General features: G+C 68.1%; 12 protein-coding genes and 2 pseudogenes. 8 read left to right on the top strand and 6 right to left on the bottom strand.

Translation table 11 applies throughout. The features are described from left to right. The first annotated feature begins 242 nt into the window (after positions 1-242). Together H7U32_RS06055 and H7U32_RS06060 are read left to right on the top strand one after the other, a co-directional pair. Positions 243-1037, top strand: coding sequence for an ABC transporter ATP-binding protein (locus H7U32_RS06055; RefSeq protein ID WP_204469071.1), 795 nt, complete (start codon positions 243-245; stop codon positions 1035-1037). Positions 1038-1074: 37 nt separating this feature from the next. Next, positions 1075-3762: an ABC transporter permease gene (locus H7U32_RS06060; protein ID WP_204468968.1), complete on the top strand. Its 2688-nt coding sequence runs from the start codon at positions 1075-1077 to the stop codon at positions 3760-3762. 105 nt (positions 3763-3867) lie between these two features. On the opposite strand, the pseudogene H7U32_RS12575 reads toward H7U32_RS06060, so the two are convergent. The 3 genes and pseudogenes from H7U32_RS12575 to H7U32_RS06070 form a co-directional block, all read right to left on the bottom strand. Then, positions 3868-4083: pseudogene (locus tag H7U32_RS12575) on the bottom strand (response regulator transcription factor); the annotation flags it as partial. A gap of 63 nt (positions 4084-4146) precedes the next feature. Further along, positions 4147-4614 (bottom strand): annotated as a pseudogene (locus tag H7U32_RS12580) (response regulator); the annotation flags it as partial. Continuing rightward, entirely contained in the window at positions 4611-7241 is a 2631-nt protein-coding gene (locus tag H7U32_RS06070) for a sensor histidine kinase (RefSeq protein ID WP_204468972.1), read from the bottom strand. The gene H7U32_RS06070 and the pseudogene H7U32_RS12580, both read right to left, overlap by 4 nt. 120 nt (positions 7242-7361) lie before the next feature. On the opposite strand from H7U32_RS06070, the gene H7U32_RS06075 reads away from it, so the two are divergent. The 5 genes from H7U32_RS06075 (at position 7362) to H7U32_RS06095 (ending at position 13048) form a co-directional block, all read left to right on the top strand. Beyond that, a complete protein-coding gene (locus H7U32_RS06075; protein ID WP_204468973.1) occupies positions 7362-8777 on the top strand; it encodes an alpha/beta fold hydrolase in 1416 nt (471 codons plus the stop codon). A gap of 47 nt (positions 8778-8824) precedes the next feature. After that, entirely contained in the window at positions 8825-9616 is a 792-nt protein-coding gene (gene proC, locus H7U32_RS06080; RefSeq protein WP_204468975.1) for a pyrroline-5-carboxylate reductase, read from the top strand. An 86-nt stretch (positions 9617-9702) separates the two neighbouring features. Next, positions 9703-10797: a redox-regulated ATPase YchF gene (gene ychF / locus H7U32_RS06085; protein WP_204468977.1), complete on the top strand. Its 1095-nt coding sequence runs from the start codon at positions 9703-9705 to the stop codon at positions 10795-10797. Positions 10798-11016: 219 nt separating this feature from the next. Then, entirely contained in the window at positions 11017-12252 is a 1236-nt protein-coding gene (locus H7U32_RS06090) for a tyrosine-type recombinase/integrase (protein WP_204468979.1), read from the top strand. A gap of 70 nt (positions 12253-12322) precedes the next feature. Then, positions 12323-13048: a DUF1206 domain-containing protein gene (locus H7U32_RS06095; RefSeq protein WP_204468981.1), complete on the top strand. Its 726-nt coding sequence runs from the start codon at positions 12323-12325 to the stop codon at positions 13046-13048. A gap of 48 nt (positions 13049-13096) precedes the next feature. Here H7U32_RS06095 and H7U32_RS06100 read toward each other — a convergent pair whose 3' ends face one another. The 3 genes from H7U32_RS06100 to H7U32_RS06110 all read right to left on the bottom strand — a co-directional run bounded on the left by H7U32_RS06100 (position 13097) and on the right by H7U32_RS06110 (position 14838). Next, complete coding sequence (locus H7U32_RS06100; RefSeq protein ID WP_204468983.1) at positions 13097-13525, bottom strand: ImmA/IrrE family metallo-endopeptidase; 429 nt, start codon at positions 13523-13525, stop codon at positions 13097-13099. After that, positions 13522-13986 carry a hypothetical protein gene (locus H7U32_RS06105; RefSeq protein ID WP_204468985.1) on the bottom strand — a complete coding sequence of 155 codons (465 nt, stop codon included), beginning with the start codon at positions 13984-13986 and terminating at the stop codon, positions 13522-13524. Before H7U32_RS06105 ends, H7U32_RS06100 begins: the two co-directional genes overlap by 4 nt. Before the next feature lie 258 nt (positions 13987-14244). Next, on the bottom strand, positions 14245-14838 hold the full coding sequence (locus H7U32_RS06110; protein WP_204468987.1) for a hypothetical protein: 594 nt from the start codon (positions 14836-14838) through the stop codon (positions 14245-14247). Positions 14839-14957: 119 nt separating this feature from the next. Here H7U32_RS06110 and H7U32_RS06115 point away from each other — a divergent pair, with 119 nt between their 5' ends. Continuing rightward, complete coding sequence (locus H7U32_RS06115) at positions 14958-15218, top strand: hypothetical protein (protein ID WP_204468989.1); 261 nt, start codon at positions 14958-14960, stop codon at positions 15216-15218. Positions 15219-15229: the final 11 nt, after the last annotated feature.

The following is a 15229-nucleotide window of genomic DNA, read 5'->3' on the forward strand; positions in this document are numbered from 1 at the left end:
CATGGGGGAAGGCAGGCCGCGGGCCGCCGCGCCGATGGGCGCGGCCCCGCGGCTTTCCCATGCCCGCGGACATCATCCCCGGGGATGACCGCCGGCCGGGGGAATCTCCCTCCCACGCACGATGGGACGCGCCGGACGGACGCCGTACCGTAAGGAGCATACGGCCCGGCCGCATGCCCGCCGGACCCCGAGCGAAGGAGAACCCCATGCCCGCCCATGCCACCGCCACATCCCGGCCCCCCATGCCGCCGGAACGCCTCGCCTACCCCACCGCCATCGAGGCGATCGGCCTGACCAAGGACTACGGCGAAGGCGACGGCGCCGTGCACGCGCTGCACGGCGTGGACGTGCGCTTCGAGAAAGGCCGCTTCACCGCCATCATGGGGCCCTCCGGCTCCGGCAAATCCACGCTTATGCACACGCTGGCCGGCCTGGACAGCGCCACCTCGGGACGCATCATGTTCGAAGGACGCGACCTGACCACGCTCGACGACAAGGAGCTGACCCTGCTGCGGCGCGGCAAGATCGGCTTCGTGTTCCAAAGCTTCAACCTGCTGCCCATGTTCACCGCCGAACAGAACATCCTCATGCCCCTGACGCTCGCCGGCGCCAAACCCGACCGCGCCTGGTTCCGGCTGCTGACGGCCACGCTCGGTCTGAACGGACGGCTGGGACACCGGCCGGCCGAGCTCTCCGGCGGCCAGCAGCAGCGCGTCGCCATCGCCCGCGCGCTCATCGCCAAGCCGTCGCTCGTGTTCGCCGACGAACCCACCGGCAACCTCGACTCCGTGTCCAGCGCCGAGGTGCTCGGCTTCCTGCGCCGCTCCGTGGACGAACTCGGCCAGACCATCGTCATGGTCACCCACGACGCCGTGGCCGCCTCGTACGCCGACCGCGCCATCGTCTTCGCCGACGGACGCATCATCGCCGACGAGCCGCATCCTTCCGTCGAGACGATGAACGCGCTGCTCATGGCCGAACGCGAACGCGCCGCCGGCGACCGGCCGGAAGCCGGCCGGGCCCGCCACGCGCGCTGAGCCGCGGGAACCGGACGAAGAAAGGACACGAACCGCCATGTTCCGCATCACGATGGCCCTTATGCGCAAAAGCGCGAGGATGCTCGTCCCCGCCGGCATCGCCGTGCTCATCGGCACCGCGTTCATCGCCTGCACCTTCCTGTTCGCCAACGCCATGGACGACAGCCTCAAAACCCAGGCCACCGCCCAGTACGCCGCCGCCGACCATGTGATCGTCCCCGACCGCGACGCGCTCGCCGAGGTCGACGACACGACGGTCAACGACGCCTACGGCACGACCGCCGGCGACCTGGACGTCAACCGGCTGCGCGCCGCCGACGGCATCCGCGGCGTGCGTATCGACACGGGCGCGCTCGTCGAGGCCAGCCACGGCGGCAAGCACGCCACCGTGCAGACCATCGCCGACCCCGGCGACGCCAGGCTCCTGCCCGTCGACGTGACCGGTGGCACCGCGCCCGGCGCCGCCGGCGGCATCGCCCTGCCCGAATCCATCGCCGACCTGCTCGACGTCACGGTCGGCGACACGGTGAGCCTCACGCCCCCGGCCGATGCCGGCGCCGCCGAACCCGGCGGCCCCCTCGCCGACGGCCCCCTCAAGGTGCGCGTCACCGGAGTGACCCATGACCCGACCGGACTGTTCTCGTACTACGGCGGCGCCGGCATCCTGCCCGAACGCGAGACCGCCTGGTTCCTCGGCCTCGCCGACGCCGCGGCCCTGCCCATCGCCTCCGGCGTGTACCTCGACACCGACCCCGCGCAGCGGACCGAGGCGCTCAAGACCATCAGGCAGGCCGTGCCGGAGCATTACCGGCTCATGGACCGCGCCACCGTGGACGAGGAGGCGATGCGCGCATACGACCTGGGCGGCACCAGCGCCGTCACCATCTTCCTCATGGCCTTCGGCGTGCTCGCCCTGCTCGTCGCCGCCCTGGTCATCGCCAACACCTTCCAGGTGCTCGTGGCCCAACGCCGCCGCACCCTCGCCCTGCTGCGCACCATCGGCGCCAACACCGGGCAGCTGTACCGCTCCGTGGTCCTCGAAGCCGCCACGCTCGGCGTGCTCGCCTCGCTGCTCGGCGTGGCCGCCGGCACCGGCATCATGGCCCTCGTGACCGAAACCGGGCTGCTCGAGTCGATGGGCCTGCACGCCAGGCTCGTCATGAGCTGGCAGGTGGTGGCGGTGCCGCTCGCCTTCGGCACGCTCATGACCATGCTCGCCAGCCTCGGCGCCGCCCGCGCCGCCACCGCCGTCACTCCGATGGAGGCGCTGCGCCCGATGGACCTGACGGAACGCACCCGCCGCGCCGGCCGTGTGCGCGGTGTGCTCGGTGCGCTCATGATCGTGGCGGGCGCGGCGGCGACCGTGGCCGCCGTCGTCTGGGTGCGGCGCAATCTCACGGCGCTGTCCGGCTCCACCGCCGACGCGGACGCCTACCAGCTGTGGCTGCTCGCCGCCATCGCCGGCTGCGCCCTCGTGTTCGCAGGACTCGTCGTCACCGCTGTGTTCTGGCTGCCCCACCTCATCAAAGGCGCCGGCTGGATCGTCTCGCACGCCGGCCCCGCCGCCGTCATCGCCGACGCGAACATCCAGCGCAATCCGCGGCGCATCGCCGCCACCGGCGCCGCCCTGCTCATCGGCGTGACCCTCGTGTCCACCATCGCCACCGGCGCTGCCAGCGGCAAGGCCACGATGACCGCCGCGCTCGACACGCGCTACTCCGTCGACGTGATCCTCTCCGGTCCGGGCGTGGACACGGCCCTGACGGACCAGGTGCGCGCGGTGGACGGCGTCAAGGCCGTCGCCGACATGTCCTCCGCCACCGGCAGGTTCAAGGACTCGGGCAAGGACCAGGGCGTGCTGCTCCTGGGCGCCAAGAATCTCGCCCAGGTCGGATCCGTCGTCAACGCCGACCTTGCGGGGGCGCGGCTCGACCGCGGCACCGCCCTGTTCCCCGCCTACTCCGCCACCACCGGCGCCAAGCTGCACTTCGCCGGCGGGAGCGTGGACATCACGCCGGATGGCGGCGCCGCCACCGCGGACGGGGCCGATGCCGCCGCGGTGCGTCTCGCGGTCAGCCAGGCCGACTACCGGCGCATCTCCGACCTGTATGCCGCCAGTGCGTTCGTCTCCGCCGACCTGTTCGTCGACGGCACGCTTGCCGCCGACGGCCACATGGCGCTGGTCAGCCTCGAGCGGAACGCCGGCCGCGACCTGTCCGCCGTGTTCGCCGACATCCAGTCCGTCGCCTCGAAGGCCTCGCAGGTCACTGTCGCCGGTCCCGCGGCCGAACGCGAGACCTGGGAGCAGAGCATCGACGCGATGATGGCGCTGCTCGTGGCGCTGCTCGCCGTCGCCGTGCTCATCGCCCTGATTGGCGTGGCCAACACGCTGTCTCTGTCCGTCATCGAACGCACCCGCGAATCGGCCACGCTGCGCGCCATCGGCATGACCTGCGGCCAGCTGCGCCGCAGCCTGGCCATCGAAGCGCTGCTCATCGCCGTCGTCTCCGGCCTGGTAGGGCTCGTGGCCGGCACGCTGTTCGGCTGGGCCGGCTCTCAGATGGTCTTCAGCCTGCTGGGCGACGGAGGTGTGAGCCTGTCAGTCGAATGGGGCGTGGACGGGGCCGTGCTGGCGATCTCCGTGCTCGCCGCGCTGCTGGCTAGCGTGTTCCCGGCCCGCCGCGCCGTCAGGACCCCGCCGGTGGAGGCGCTGGCCGAGGCCTGAAACGGCCCCGCGGGGCGCGGAAGCCCGCGTGGACGACGAAGGCCCGTGCCATCCGGATATGGTTCCGGATGGCACGGGCCTTCGGCGTTGCCGGCCGCCGCGGGGTCAGACCAGGTGGTTGTCGTAGGCGAAGACGACGGCCTGCACGCGGTCGCGCGCATGGATCTTCGCCAGGATGTGCGCCACATGCGTCTTGACCGTGGGCAGGGAGATGAACAGCTTGTCCGCGATCTCCTGATTCGACAATCCGTGCGCGATCTCGACGAGCACCTCGCGCTCGCGCTCGGTCAGGTCGTCGAGCTCCGGGTCCGTGTACGGGGCGGGGGAAGCGGCATCGCCGGCCTGCGCCCCGTGCACCGCCGGCGTGGGTACGCCCGAGGCGAGCATGGTTTCGATGAGGCGCCTCGTGGCGGAGGGGGCGATGACCGCGTCGCCGCGGAACACGGTGCGGATGGAGGCGAGCAGCGTCTCCGGCTCCGTGTCCTTGAGCAGGAAGCCGGAGGCGCCCGCGTGGATGGCCGCCATCACATACTCGTCCAGGTCGAAGGTCGTCAGGATGATGACGCGCGTGCGCCGGGGGAGCGCGGTCCCGTCCGGGGCCGGACCGTCGCTTCCGGGGAGGAGCGCCGCGATGCGTCGCGTCGCCTCCAGGCCGTCCATGCCGGGCATGCGCACATCCATGAGCACCACGTCCGGGCGCAGCCGTTCGGCCAAGGCCACGGCTTCGGCGCCGTCGCGCGCCTGGCCGACGACCTGCATGTCGGATTGGGAACCGATGACCATCGCGAAGCCGGCGCGCACCAGATCCTGGTCGTCGGCGATGATCACGCGGATTCGTTGCGTTGCTGTCATGCCTTCCATGATAACGGTGTCTTCTCCGGCTGCGGGGGGACACGCCTCGGGGATGTCCCTGGTTCATCCCCGGGACGGCCGTCCTGGATCCGGTGGAGCTGCTCGTCGAGCGGGGCGGCGGGGGCGAGCGGGGCGGCCTCCTGCGTCTGCGGATGGCCGGCGTCGCTGGCGCCGGTCTGCCGCAGGACGCCCAGCAGCCGGCGCATATGGGCCAGGGCGGCGCGCCCCTGCCGGCCGATCGAGGCGAAGGCCCCGGCGATCTGCTCGCAGGACGGCTGGACGCCCCGGGCCGCGGCCCCGTCCAGCATGCGCAGCCCCGCCTCCGCCTGGGCGATCACGCCGGTCAGCGTGGCCGCCACCCCCTCCTGGATGGTTTCGCCGATGCGCTCGCGCTCCAGGTTCGCCGCCGCCACCTTGAGCCGTTCCTGCTCGGCGCGCAGCGCCTCCTCGCGCTGCCGCAGCACCAGGGCGTTCGTGCCGCGTGAGCGCGCCCACCGCGCCATCGCCACGGTGCCCAGGCCCAGCATGCCGACCGACATCACGCCCAGCAGCGTGCCTGAGACCAGCGTCGACAGCAGCTCCGCCGGAGCGACGGCCCCCATGCCCGGCAGGACCAGGGTGATGAGCGCCGTCCGATCCGACACAGCCTTGACGCCGAACAGGCACGCCTCGGCGACCACGGCCACGGACACCCAGCGCCACGCCGTCGGCCGGCCGTACAGCACCGCCGCATACGCCGACGCCAACACCAACGCCGAACAGAAGTAGACGCTGGGAAAGAACAGCAGCTGCACCGCGCCGAACGCGGCCGCGAACGCCGCCGAACCCTCCGGGAACCGGCGGCGGAACGCCAGCGGCGCCACCGTGCCCAGCACGATCAGCAGCCACACCCGCTCGTCGCCGGCGTACCACACGCCCCGTCCGATGACCGCGCCCGAGAACGCGGCGCCCCACAGCATCCACAGCAGCGCCAGCGCCGTCAGCACGTCGACGGCCAGATAATGCCGCTGCGTCCACCGTGCCAGCCGTTCGACCGGATTGAGCCGGTGCTCCGAACCGTCCGTCTGCGGCAACGGGCGGGAACGCAGCGCGGCTGCCAGACCGCGCGGCATGCCGGCCAGCCGGGAGCGCCACGCGGGGGAGGAGGGGCGGCGCGATGCGGACGGCCCCGCTGACGTCCGGCCGTCGGCGCCGGCATCCTCCGCCCCATCCGTCCGCGGCGACGGGACTGGCGGGGCCGATGGCGCCGTGGCCGCCGTCGATGCGTCCGCGGGCATGGATGCGGAGCCAGCCCCGCCACGCAACGGCAGGACGGCCCTGACCTCGAATCCACCGCCCGGGCGCGGGCCGGCCTGCACCTGCCCGCCGACGGCCGCCATGCGCTCGCGCATGCCCAGCAGGCCGTAGCCGGGCGCATGCCCATCCTCCGCGGCTGCGGCGCCGCGCCCGTCGTCGCGCACCGTCAGGCGCAGCCCGTCCCCGCCCCACTGTTCGACGACCTCGGCATGGGCGCCCGGGCCGGCGTATTTGCGCACATTGGTCAACGCCTCCTGCACCAGCCGGTATGCGGCCTCCCCGGTCGCGCCGCCAAGCTCCCGCGGCCGGGGCTCGCCCTCGACGCGACGCACAACCGAGCCGCCCTCCGGAGCCAAGGCCGCATGCGCCTGCCCCACCAACGCGCCGACGCCGGAGTACCCCTCCCGCCACTGGCCGCCGAACGCGCCGAACAGGCCGCGCATGTCATGCAAGGCACGCGTCGACTCGCGCCGGATCGTCTCCATCGTCGAACGCGCCACCGCCGGGTCATGCACGCCCGCATAACGGCCGCCGTCCGACTGGACGATGATGATCGACAGCGTATGCGCCACCACGTCATGCATGTCACGGGCGATGCGCGCCCGCTCCGCCGACGCGGCGATGCGCCGCTGCTCGGCCTCGCCCGCCACGATCGCCGCGTTGCGCTCGCGCAACGCCCTGACCGTGGCCATGCGCGCCCGCTGCCAGTACGCCATGACGACGGCGCCCACCAGACAGGCCGCGACCATCATGGCCATCGTCGCCGCATACTGCGCCATCCCCACCGCACAGGAACGCGTAAGCCAACCCGGCCCATCCGCCGGCGACGCGCACACCCCCATCGCCGGCGGATACCATGCCGGACGCCCCGAGAGCGGCCCCGCGTTCATCACGAAAGCCACCGCCAGACTCGCCACCACATCCATCGCACAGGCCAGGACCAGGAACCACCGTGTGCGCCGCGGCTCGCCATAGGCGACCACCGAATACACCATAAGCGGCGCGAACAGGTCCGGCAGCACCAGCACCGGACCGAACGCCAGATGCGCCAGCGCCAGAGCGACGAACAGCAACGCCCCCGCCTGCGGGCGGAACCGACGCAACGCCAGCGGCACCACGAACGCCAACGACCAGCACGTCTGCTCCCACGGCGCGAACATGCGCAACAGCCCATACGACAGCCCCGCGTCGGCGACCATGCCCACCGTCAGCGCGCACAGGACGACGGCCAGCAGCGTGTCCGTCATCAGCGTCCTGCTGGCCAGCCATCCCCGCACACGCGCCAACGGACGCACCCGCCCGCCGTCCCTGTCCCGTCCTCGCCATGCCATGTCGCCCAGCGTAACGGGCGTCCCCGCCGGCGGCCATCGGCCGTGCGGCGTATTCGCACAGGGGAGCCGGCATGCGGACGGCGAGACGGCTCCGTCGCCGGCCGGGCGGAAGATGGGGCCATGACCATGCTCGCCCGATACCATGTCCCCGGCCTGGCCGTCGAGGACCACGCCATCGACGTCCCCCTCGACTGGACCGGTCACCGGCCCGGCCACGGCTTCGACGGCGCATCCATCAGACTGTTCTACCGCGTCCTCGCCGCCCCCGAACACGAACACGACGACCTGCCCCTGCTCGTCTTCCTCCAGGGCGGCCCCGGCGGCGCCGGCCCCAGACCCAACGACCCCACCTCCGACGGATGGATCGAGGAAGCCATCAGACACTTCCGCGTCATCCTGCCCGACCAACGTGGCACCGGACGCTCCAATCGCATCGACACGCACACCATGGCCGCGCTCGCCGCCGCGGCACCCGACCAGGCCACCGCCGCGCGCACGCAGGCCGACTACCTCAAGCAATTCCTCGCCGACTCCATCGTGCGCGACTTCGAACACCTGCGCCTGACCGAGTTCGGCGGCCGCCGTTGGACCACGCTCGGCCAAAGCTACGGCGGCTTCCTCACCCTGACCTACCTGTCCCTGTTCCCCCAGGGCGTGGCCGCCAGCTTCACCACCGGCGGCATCCCGCACGTGCCCGCCGACGCCACCGAAGTGTACGAACACACCTTCCCGCGCATGCGGATGAAGACCGAACGGTTCTACGAACGCTACCCGCAGGACGTGGAGCGCGTGGCCGCGCTTGCCGACCGTCTGCCCTCCGCCGCGGACCTGACCGGGGCGGAGGGGCGGTGGGCCTCGGCCAACGGACGGGACGTGCCGCTGCTGGCCAACGGCGACCCGCTCACCGTCGAACGCCTGCAATGCCTCGGCTCCGACTTCGGCATGAAGCCAAGCTTCGAACGCGTGCACTGGATCCTCGACGACGTGTTCCTCGACGGCGACGGCTCCGCCAACGCCGATTCGCCGCTGAGCGACGAATTCCTCGCCAAGGTGGAGGCGGCCACCTCCTCGCGCCCGCTGTACTGGCCGCTGCAGGAATTCATCTACGCCGACGGCGAGCTCGACGCGCCGATCCGGTGGGCCGCGCAGCGCGTGCGCGGCACGCTTCCCGAGTTCGGGGCCGGACAGCGCCCGCTGCTGTTCACCGGCGAGGCGATGTTCCCATGGATGTTCGAGCAGGAGCGGGCGCTGCGCCCCTTCCGTCCCGCCATGGACGTGCTCATGGAGGACACGCGCTTCGGCAGAATCTACGACGCCGAACAGCTCGCGCGCAACGAGGTGCCGTTGCAGGCCGCCGTGTACTTCGACGACATGTACGTCGACTCCGGCATGCAGCTCGACACGCTTTCGCGCATCGGGCGCGCGCACTGGTGGGTGACCAACGAGTTCGAACACGACGGGCTGCACGGCTCCGTGGTGTTCCGCCACCTGTGGCGCGAGGCGATGGACCGCGGCGACCTGGCCGACCTGGGCTGACGGGCGCGCCGCGCAACGGACCGGAAAGCAAGAAAGGAACCCCCATCATGTCACTGACCATCGGATTCATCGGATACGGCGCCATGGCGAGCGCCATCGCACGCGGCCTCGTGGACGCGGGCGTGGTCGTCGGAGGCGACATCGTGGCCTGCGCCGCCCACTATGACGCGCTGGCGGAACGCGCCGCCGCGCTCGGCGTGCGGCCGCTGCACAGCGCCGTCGAGGTGGCGTCTGCAGCCGACGTGGTCGTCGTGGCGGTCAAGCCCCACCAGGTGGAGGAGGTCGTCGGACCGCTGGCGCACGAGCTCGCCGCGCCGGGACGCTTCGTCGTGTCCATCGCCGCCGGCTGGACGCTGGAACGGTACCGCGCGCTGTTCGGCGAGACTGAGGTGCATGTGCAGTGCACGATCCCCAACACGCCGATGGAGGTCGGGCAGGGTGTGCTCATCGCCGAGGCCGCGCACACACTCACCGACGAACAGACGGCGACCTTCGAACGCATGTTCGAAGCCATTGGTTTGATCGAACGCGTGGACACCGCCCACATGGACATCGCGATGACCATCGCCGGCTGCGGCCCGGCCTTCGCCGACATGTTCCTCGAGGCCCTCGGCGACGCCGGGGTCAAGCACGGGCTCAAGCGCGCCACCGCCTACCGGCTTGCCGCGAAGATGATCGAGGGCGTCGGCGCGCTCCAGCTGGCCACCGGCGCGCACCCCGGCGTGATGAAGGACGCGGTCTGCTCGCCCGGCGGCACCACGATCAAGGGCGTGGCCTGCCTGGAGGAGAACGGGTTCCGCGGCGCCGTGATCAAGGCCGTCGACGCCATCGTCGGCTGAGCCGGCCAAGGCCTGCGGCCCGGCGGACGGCGTATGCCCCGCCGGGCACGCAAGGTTGACCTGACGGACGGATACAGTAGGGAGCCATGTCGCTTACCATCGGAATCGTCGGACTGCCCAACGTGGGCAAGTCCACCATGTTCAACGCCCTGACCCGCAGCAACGTGCTCGCGGAGAACTACCCCTTCGCCACGATCGAGCCGAACACCGGCGTCGTGCCGCTGCCGGACGACCGGCTGCCGGTGCTCGCCAAGCTCGTGGGCACCGAGAAGATCGTGCCCGCCACCGTGACCTTCGTCGACATCGCCGGCATCGTCAAGGGCGCCTCGGAGGGCGAGGGCCTGGGCAACAAGTTCCTGGCCAACATCCGCGAGGCCGACGCGATCTGCGAGGTCGTGCGCGCCTTCCACGACGACGACATCGTCCACGTCAACGGCAGGATCGACCCGGCCGACGACATCGACACCATCAACACCGAGCTCATCCTCGCCGACCTGCAGACCATCGAGAACGCGCTGCCCCGGCTGGAGAAGGACCTGCGCGGCAAGAAGATCGAACCCGAGTATATGGAGGCCGTCAAGCAGGCCAAGGGCATCCTCGAAGCCGGCGAGACGCTTGACAAGGCGGCCCGCGAGGGACGCTTCGACAAGGCCGCGGTGGCCGAGCTGCACCTGATGACCGCCAAGCCGTTCATCTACGTGTTCAACGTGGACGACTCCGAGCTCACCGACGGAGCGCTCAAGGCGAAGCTGGCCGAATCCGTCGCCCCCGCACCCGCGGTGTTCCTCAACGCGCAGTTCGAATCCGACCTCACGGAGCTCGACGAGGCGGACGCCCGCGAGATGCTCGAGGACGCCGGTCTCAAGGAATCCGGCCTCGACCAGCTGGCCCGCGTCGGCTACGACACGCTCGGCCTGTCCACCTTCCTGACCGCCGGCGTCAAGGAGGTGCGCGCCTGGCAGATCCACAAGGGCTTCACCGCACCGCAGGCGGCCGGCGTGATCCACTCCGACTTCGAGAAGGGCTTCATCAAGGCCGACATCGTCTCCTACGACGACTTCGTGGCCGCCGGAGGCTCCATGGTGAAGATCAAGGAGGAAGGCAAGCTGCGCCAGGAGGGCCGCGACTACGTGATGCAGGACGGCGACATCGTGGAATTCAAGTTCAATATAAGCCACTGAGCTTGTTGAGTATGGCGAAAACGGCGTGATTCCAACGTTTTCGGGTTGTCCGGAACGCTGGAAACGCCGTTTTTTCGTGTTTTTTGAACGCGCGGAAAATGGCCGTTTCTGCCACGTATCGGGCCGTTTGTGACACCGTTTGAGTACCTTTAGAGTACCCTTGCGGGACCGCATCCGGAGACACACTCGAAAGGGCGCTCCCGACAGAAGGGAGCCGACATGGCAGCCAAACGACGCACGCCGGGAGCCGGAAGCGTGTTCAGGGACGCGAACGGCGTCTGGCACTTCCGCAAGGACCTCGGCAAGGACCCCGCCACCGGCAAACGCCGCATGGTCCAGGCCAAGGGACGCACCAAGGCCGAAGCCAGGGAACGGTTCGACGCCAAAATCGCCGAGCTCGAACGCACCGGCCTCATGCCCGGCGCCAAATCCCCGTACCTCAACGACTACGTGGAACGCTGGCTGGAGGACTACCGGACGCGCGTCAAGCCCACCACCTACCGGACGCGCGCCGGCCGCCTGCATGCCTGCTGCCAGGTCATCGGCCACGTGCGCCTCACGGACCTGACTCCGGAGCATGTCCGCCGGTGCATGCGCGTGCTGGGGGAACGGCTCGCCCCCTCCACGCTGAAGGATCATTTCGTCAGCCTGAAGATGGTGCTGGACGACGCCGAACTGGAGGAGCTGATCCCGGTGGACCCGTGCAGGAAGGTGCGGCCGCCGCGCGTGGAGCCGACCCCGGTGCGGATCCTCGCGCCCGACCAGCCGAAAAGGATGATAGCCGCCGTCGGGTCGATGCCGGAATCAAGGCGCGGGCCGGTGGACATGGACGACAGCGTGGAGGTGTGGTCGCTCCTGTTCGAACTGGCGTTCACGTCCGGCATGCGCGCCGGCGAACGGTACGCGCTCATGCCATACGAGCTGGAACTGCGCGACGGCGTGCCCGGCATATTCGTGCAGCAGCAGATCCAGGAGTACGGTCGTCCCGGCGAGGCGGTGATCCCCAAATGGCTCGACGCGGAGCACCTGTACGGGATCCTGTGGCTGACCACGCCCAAGACACGCGCCGCCACGCGGTTCGTGCCCATCCCGCAGGGATTGTGGGACCGGCTGTGGGCGCGCATCCGACGCCTGCATGTCGGCCCGCGTGAGCTCGTGTTCACGAACCAGCTGGGCCATCCGGTCCGCGAGGCCACGGAACGACACCATTGGCTGAAGGCGTTGGAGGCCGCGGGCCTGCCGCAGGTGCGGATCCACTCCGCCCGGCACTGGATGGCGTCGATGACCGCGCGCGCCGGCATGCCCGAGGACGCGCGCATCAGCATCATGGGCCACGTCAGCCTGCAGATGACCATGCACTACACCCACAGAGACGCCGCCTCGCTGGGGCGGCTGATGGCCGCCGCGATACCCGACCTGCACGACGGAACGGACGTCGAAATCGTCAATGTCTAAAAGGGCGGTTTCTGACACGTAATGGGCCGTTTGTTTCGATATATGCTATGGGTGGCATATATCATGGGTTATGATGACACTTCGAATAAACGATGCAGAGCTTGAGGCGCTGCTTGCGGAACGTTCCGGACGAATAGGGTGCGGATCGTGGAAGGTCGGTGTATCCGACATTCTTGCGGGAGCCGGATGGCCGATGGCTGCGTTCCCGTCCGGATGGTGCCCGTTGCTGAAATGGCCGCTGGGCCTGGCCGGAATCGGTTATTCGGTTTATGGGCTGGCTTCGGTGATACGGTCGGTGCGCGACCCGTATGATCATAAGAAACTGTTGGAGGAGATCAAGCAAATGGACAGGACGGAGAAACGTAGTTCCATAGTCGCTGTCCGTGACGCCTCCGGGACCGCGCGCAATAGGTATCTCCTATATGAGGACACCAGATGGGGCTGTGACTTCTTCCCGAACCACGACACCGAGGGAACCGTTCAGATGGAGAAGCCGGAACTGTCCAAGTGGCTGTCCGGCACATTCGAGATACCTGAATCGGCCTTCAATCTCTCCTATATTCGAGAGATGAGCCACTCCAAGCCCTCTCGGTCGCATGGCGGTGAGATGCGCGACTACGTGTATCGTCTCTGGGTCGCCGACGTGACCGAAATGCCTGAGATCTGGAAACAACCACAGTTCGAAGTGGGCGGATATTCATGCCGATGGGAGACCATAGCCGGTATGGAGGCGGACCAACATATCATGGAGATCAACGAAGACGTGGTCGGCATGGTGAAAGGATTCGTCCACTGAAACGATGTTCGGTCCCGCAACCAGCATGGGTGCGGGACCGAACCGTTTTCACGTGCGTGCCGTGTCGTGCAGCATGCTCCTGTAGTCCTCGACGATCTCCTGGGTGACGTTGAGCTCGCCGGCGATCAGTCCGGGTTTGCCGTCCCAGATGTTTTCGGCGGTCGCGTACTCCAACGGGCTGATGAGGCGTCTGGCGGTTTCCAGTCGTGTGCGTCGTTCGTGCCGGTTGCCGATGACGCCGGTGCAGGATTGGTCGCCGTGGAGCCAGTGGACGAGCTCGTGCACCAATGTGCAGCGTTTGCGCGTGTAGGTCATGCGCCGGTCGATGAGGATCAGGCGTTTCGACTCGTCGTAGAGTCCGTACGTCCTGTCGGGGAGCAGGGCGCTGCATACGCATACGTCCAGGCCGATGATCGCGTTGCGCATCTGCCCGTAGGTCAGTCGCGACAGGTCGGGCAGTGTGCGGGGGTTCGTCATGCGGCATCATCCCCTTCGTCGTCGAGTTTGTGGTCGCCGTGGTAGGCGGCGAGGCCCACGTCGGGTTTGCCGAGCTTGTTGATGGTGTCGGCGATCTCGTCGTCGGTGACCTGGCGGCGGTCGAGGTCGTTGGGGTCGCCCTTCCATACGGGTTGGTCGGCGAGCGATGGGTCGCGGTCGAGACGCGACGCGATCTCTCGGAGTAATTCATCGGATGAAGCGTTCTTAAGCGAATCGGAGATTTCAAGCATTCTGATATCGCTGTCGTCTAGAAGCCCGAGAGCGACTAATCCTTCAATCGCTGATACCCCATAAGCCCTCGCGATTTTCACAACGCTTTGCGCAGACAGTTTGTCTGGAAGTTGCCGGTAAAGGGAAGAAGGGACTATCCCGGCATTTTCGGCAACCATATTTTGCGAATCGTTACCGACTGTAGCTTTATACCATTCTGCAATATTCATGTCTTGCATTATGCAACATTGGTATGAAAAATGCAACACGCCGAGTTTTGCGTGTTGCTTGACAAATTTTGCAACATGCATTTAAATCGCTTTGCAGAACGCAATACTTGAATTGCGGAATGCGAAATCGGAAATGAAAGGTTGGTGGTTGCGGTGAAGGGCTGCTGGCATATCGATGCGAAGGAGATGGAAACCGCGATGAATCGCGATCCGGGGCGACGCATCGTAACGGCCGACTATGTTCCCGCATCGACCCCGTTATGCGAGAAGGTGCGTGCAGTCGATTGTCTGGTGAACTACCTGGCTGCGGTGCATCCCGAGTTCGGTGACCCATTTGATGTGCACGTCGATGGAGACGCGCACGCGCATGTTCATACGTCGGTTCCATGCGACGGAAGCGCTGCGTTCGAGGCGCTGCTCAAGCGCGCCGGACAAGTCGATGCTTTCTTTGCCGAAACCGGGTATCTGGTCGAACACCGCGCCAGTTATGCGGTTCTCACCGGAAAGAACGGTGACGGCGACCTGACGACCGGCCCATGCGCAGTCGTTCATGATGACAAGGGCTATCCCGTCATGTTCGTCAGTCCGGACGCGCCAATCGTATTCGCTCTGGTCGAGGGACGCGTCGAGCGTCCGCTTCCCGATCTGGTTCGCGTGCTCGGCTATCTGATTTGCCTGTTCGGCCAGTTCGTTGGCCTTCCCGGCTTCACGGTTGCCCTCCTGCGCTATCTGGTTGCCGGTTTCCGCGAGCGTGTTCGAACGATGGGACTGGAAGATGCTTGCGATCCCGGCGCCGCTTCCGATCGAGCCGATGGCCGAGATGACCGCGGAGATGATGTTGGCGAGCTGCATTGATCCTTCCTTTCCCCGTCGTTGCGACGGACTTGATGTTGGGCAATTTTCAAGCCTAGCGCGGCGGGGAAGGGACCCAAACCGTAAACCAAACCAAGCCCAGTGAAAGGAGTTGCCCTATGACCGCGCAGACGTTGTTCCGTCCGGAGTTCCTGGAACGGACGAAGCGCATGAGCGGGTTGAAGACGGACGCCGCGTTCGCGGGCGCCATAGGCGTCAGCGAGAGCGTGCTGAACAAGGCGAGGAGGACGAACGTGTGCACGCCGGCCATGCTGGTCGGCCTGTGGCGCGCGTTCGGATTCCAGCCCGGCGAGATCTGCTACATCGCCGACGACGGAAAAGAAGAGGCCGCGGGTGCAACCACGGCCCAAACCAAATGAAAGAAGGTAAA

Origin of the sequence: Bifidobacterium pullorum subsp. saeculare (genome assembly GCF_016899725.1) — a bacterium.
Classification (GTDB): Bacteria; Actinomycetota; Actinomycetes; order Actinomycetales; family Bifidobacteriaceae; genus Bifidobacterium; species Bifidobacterium pullorum_C.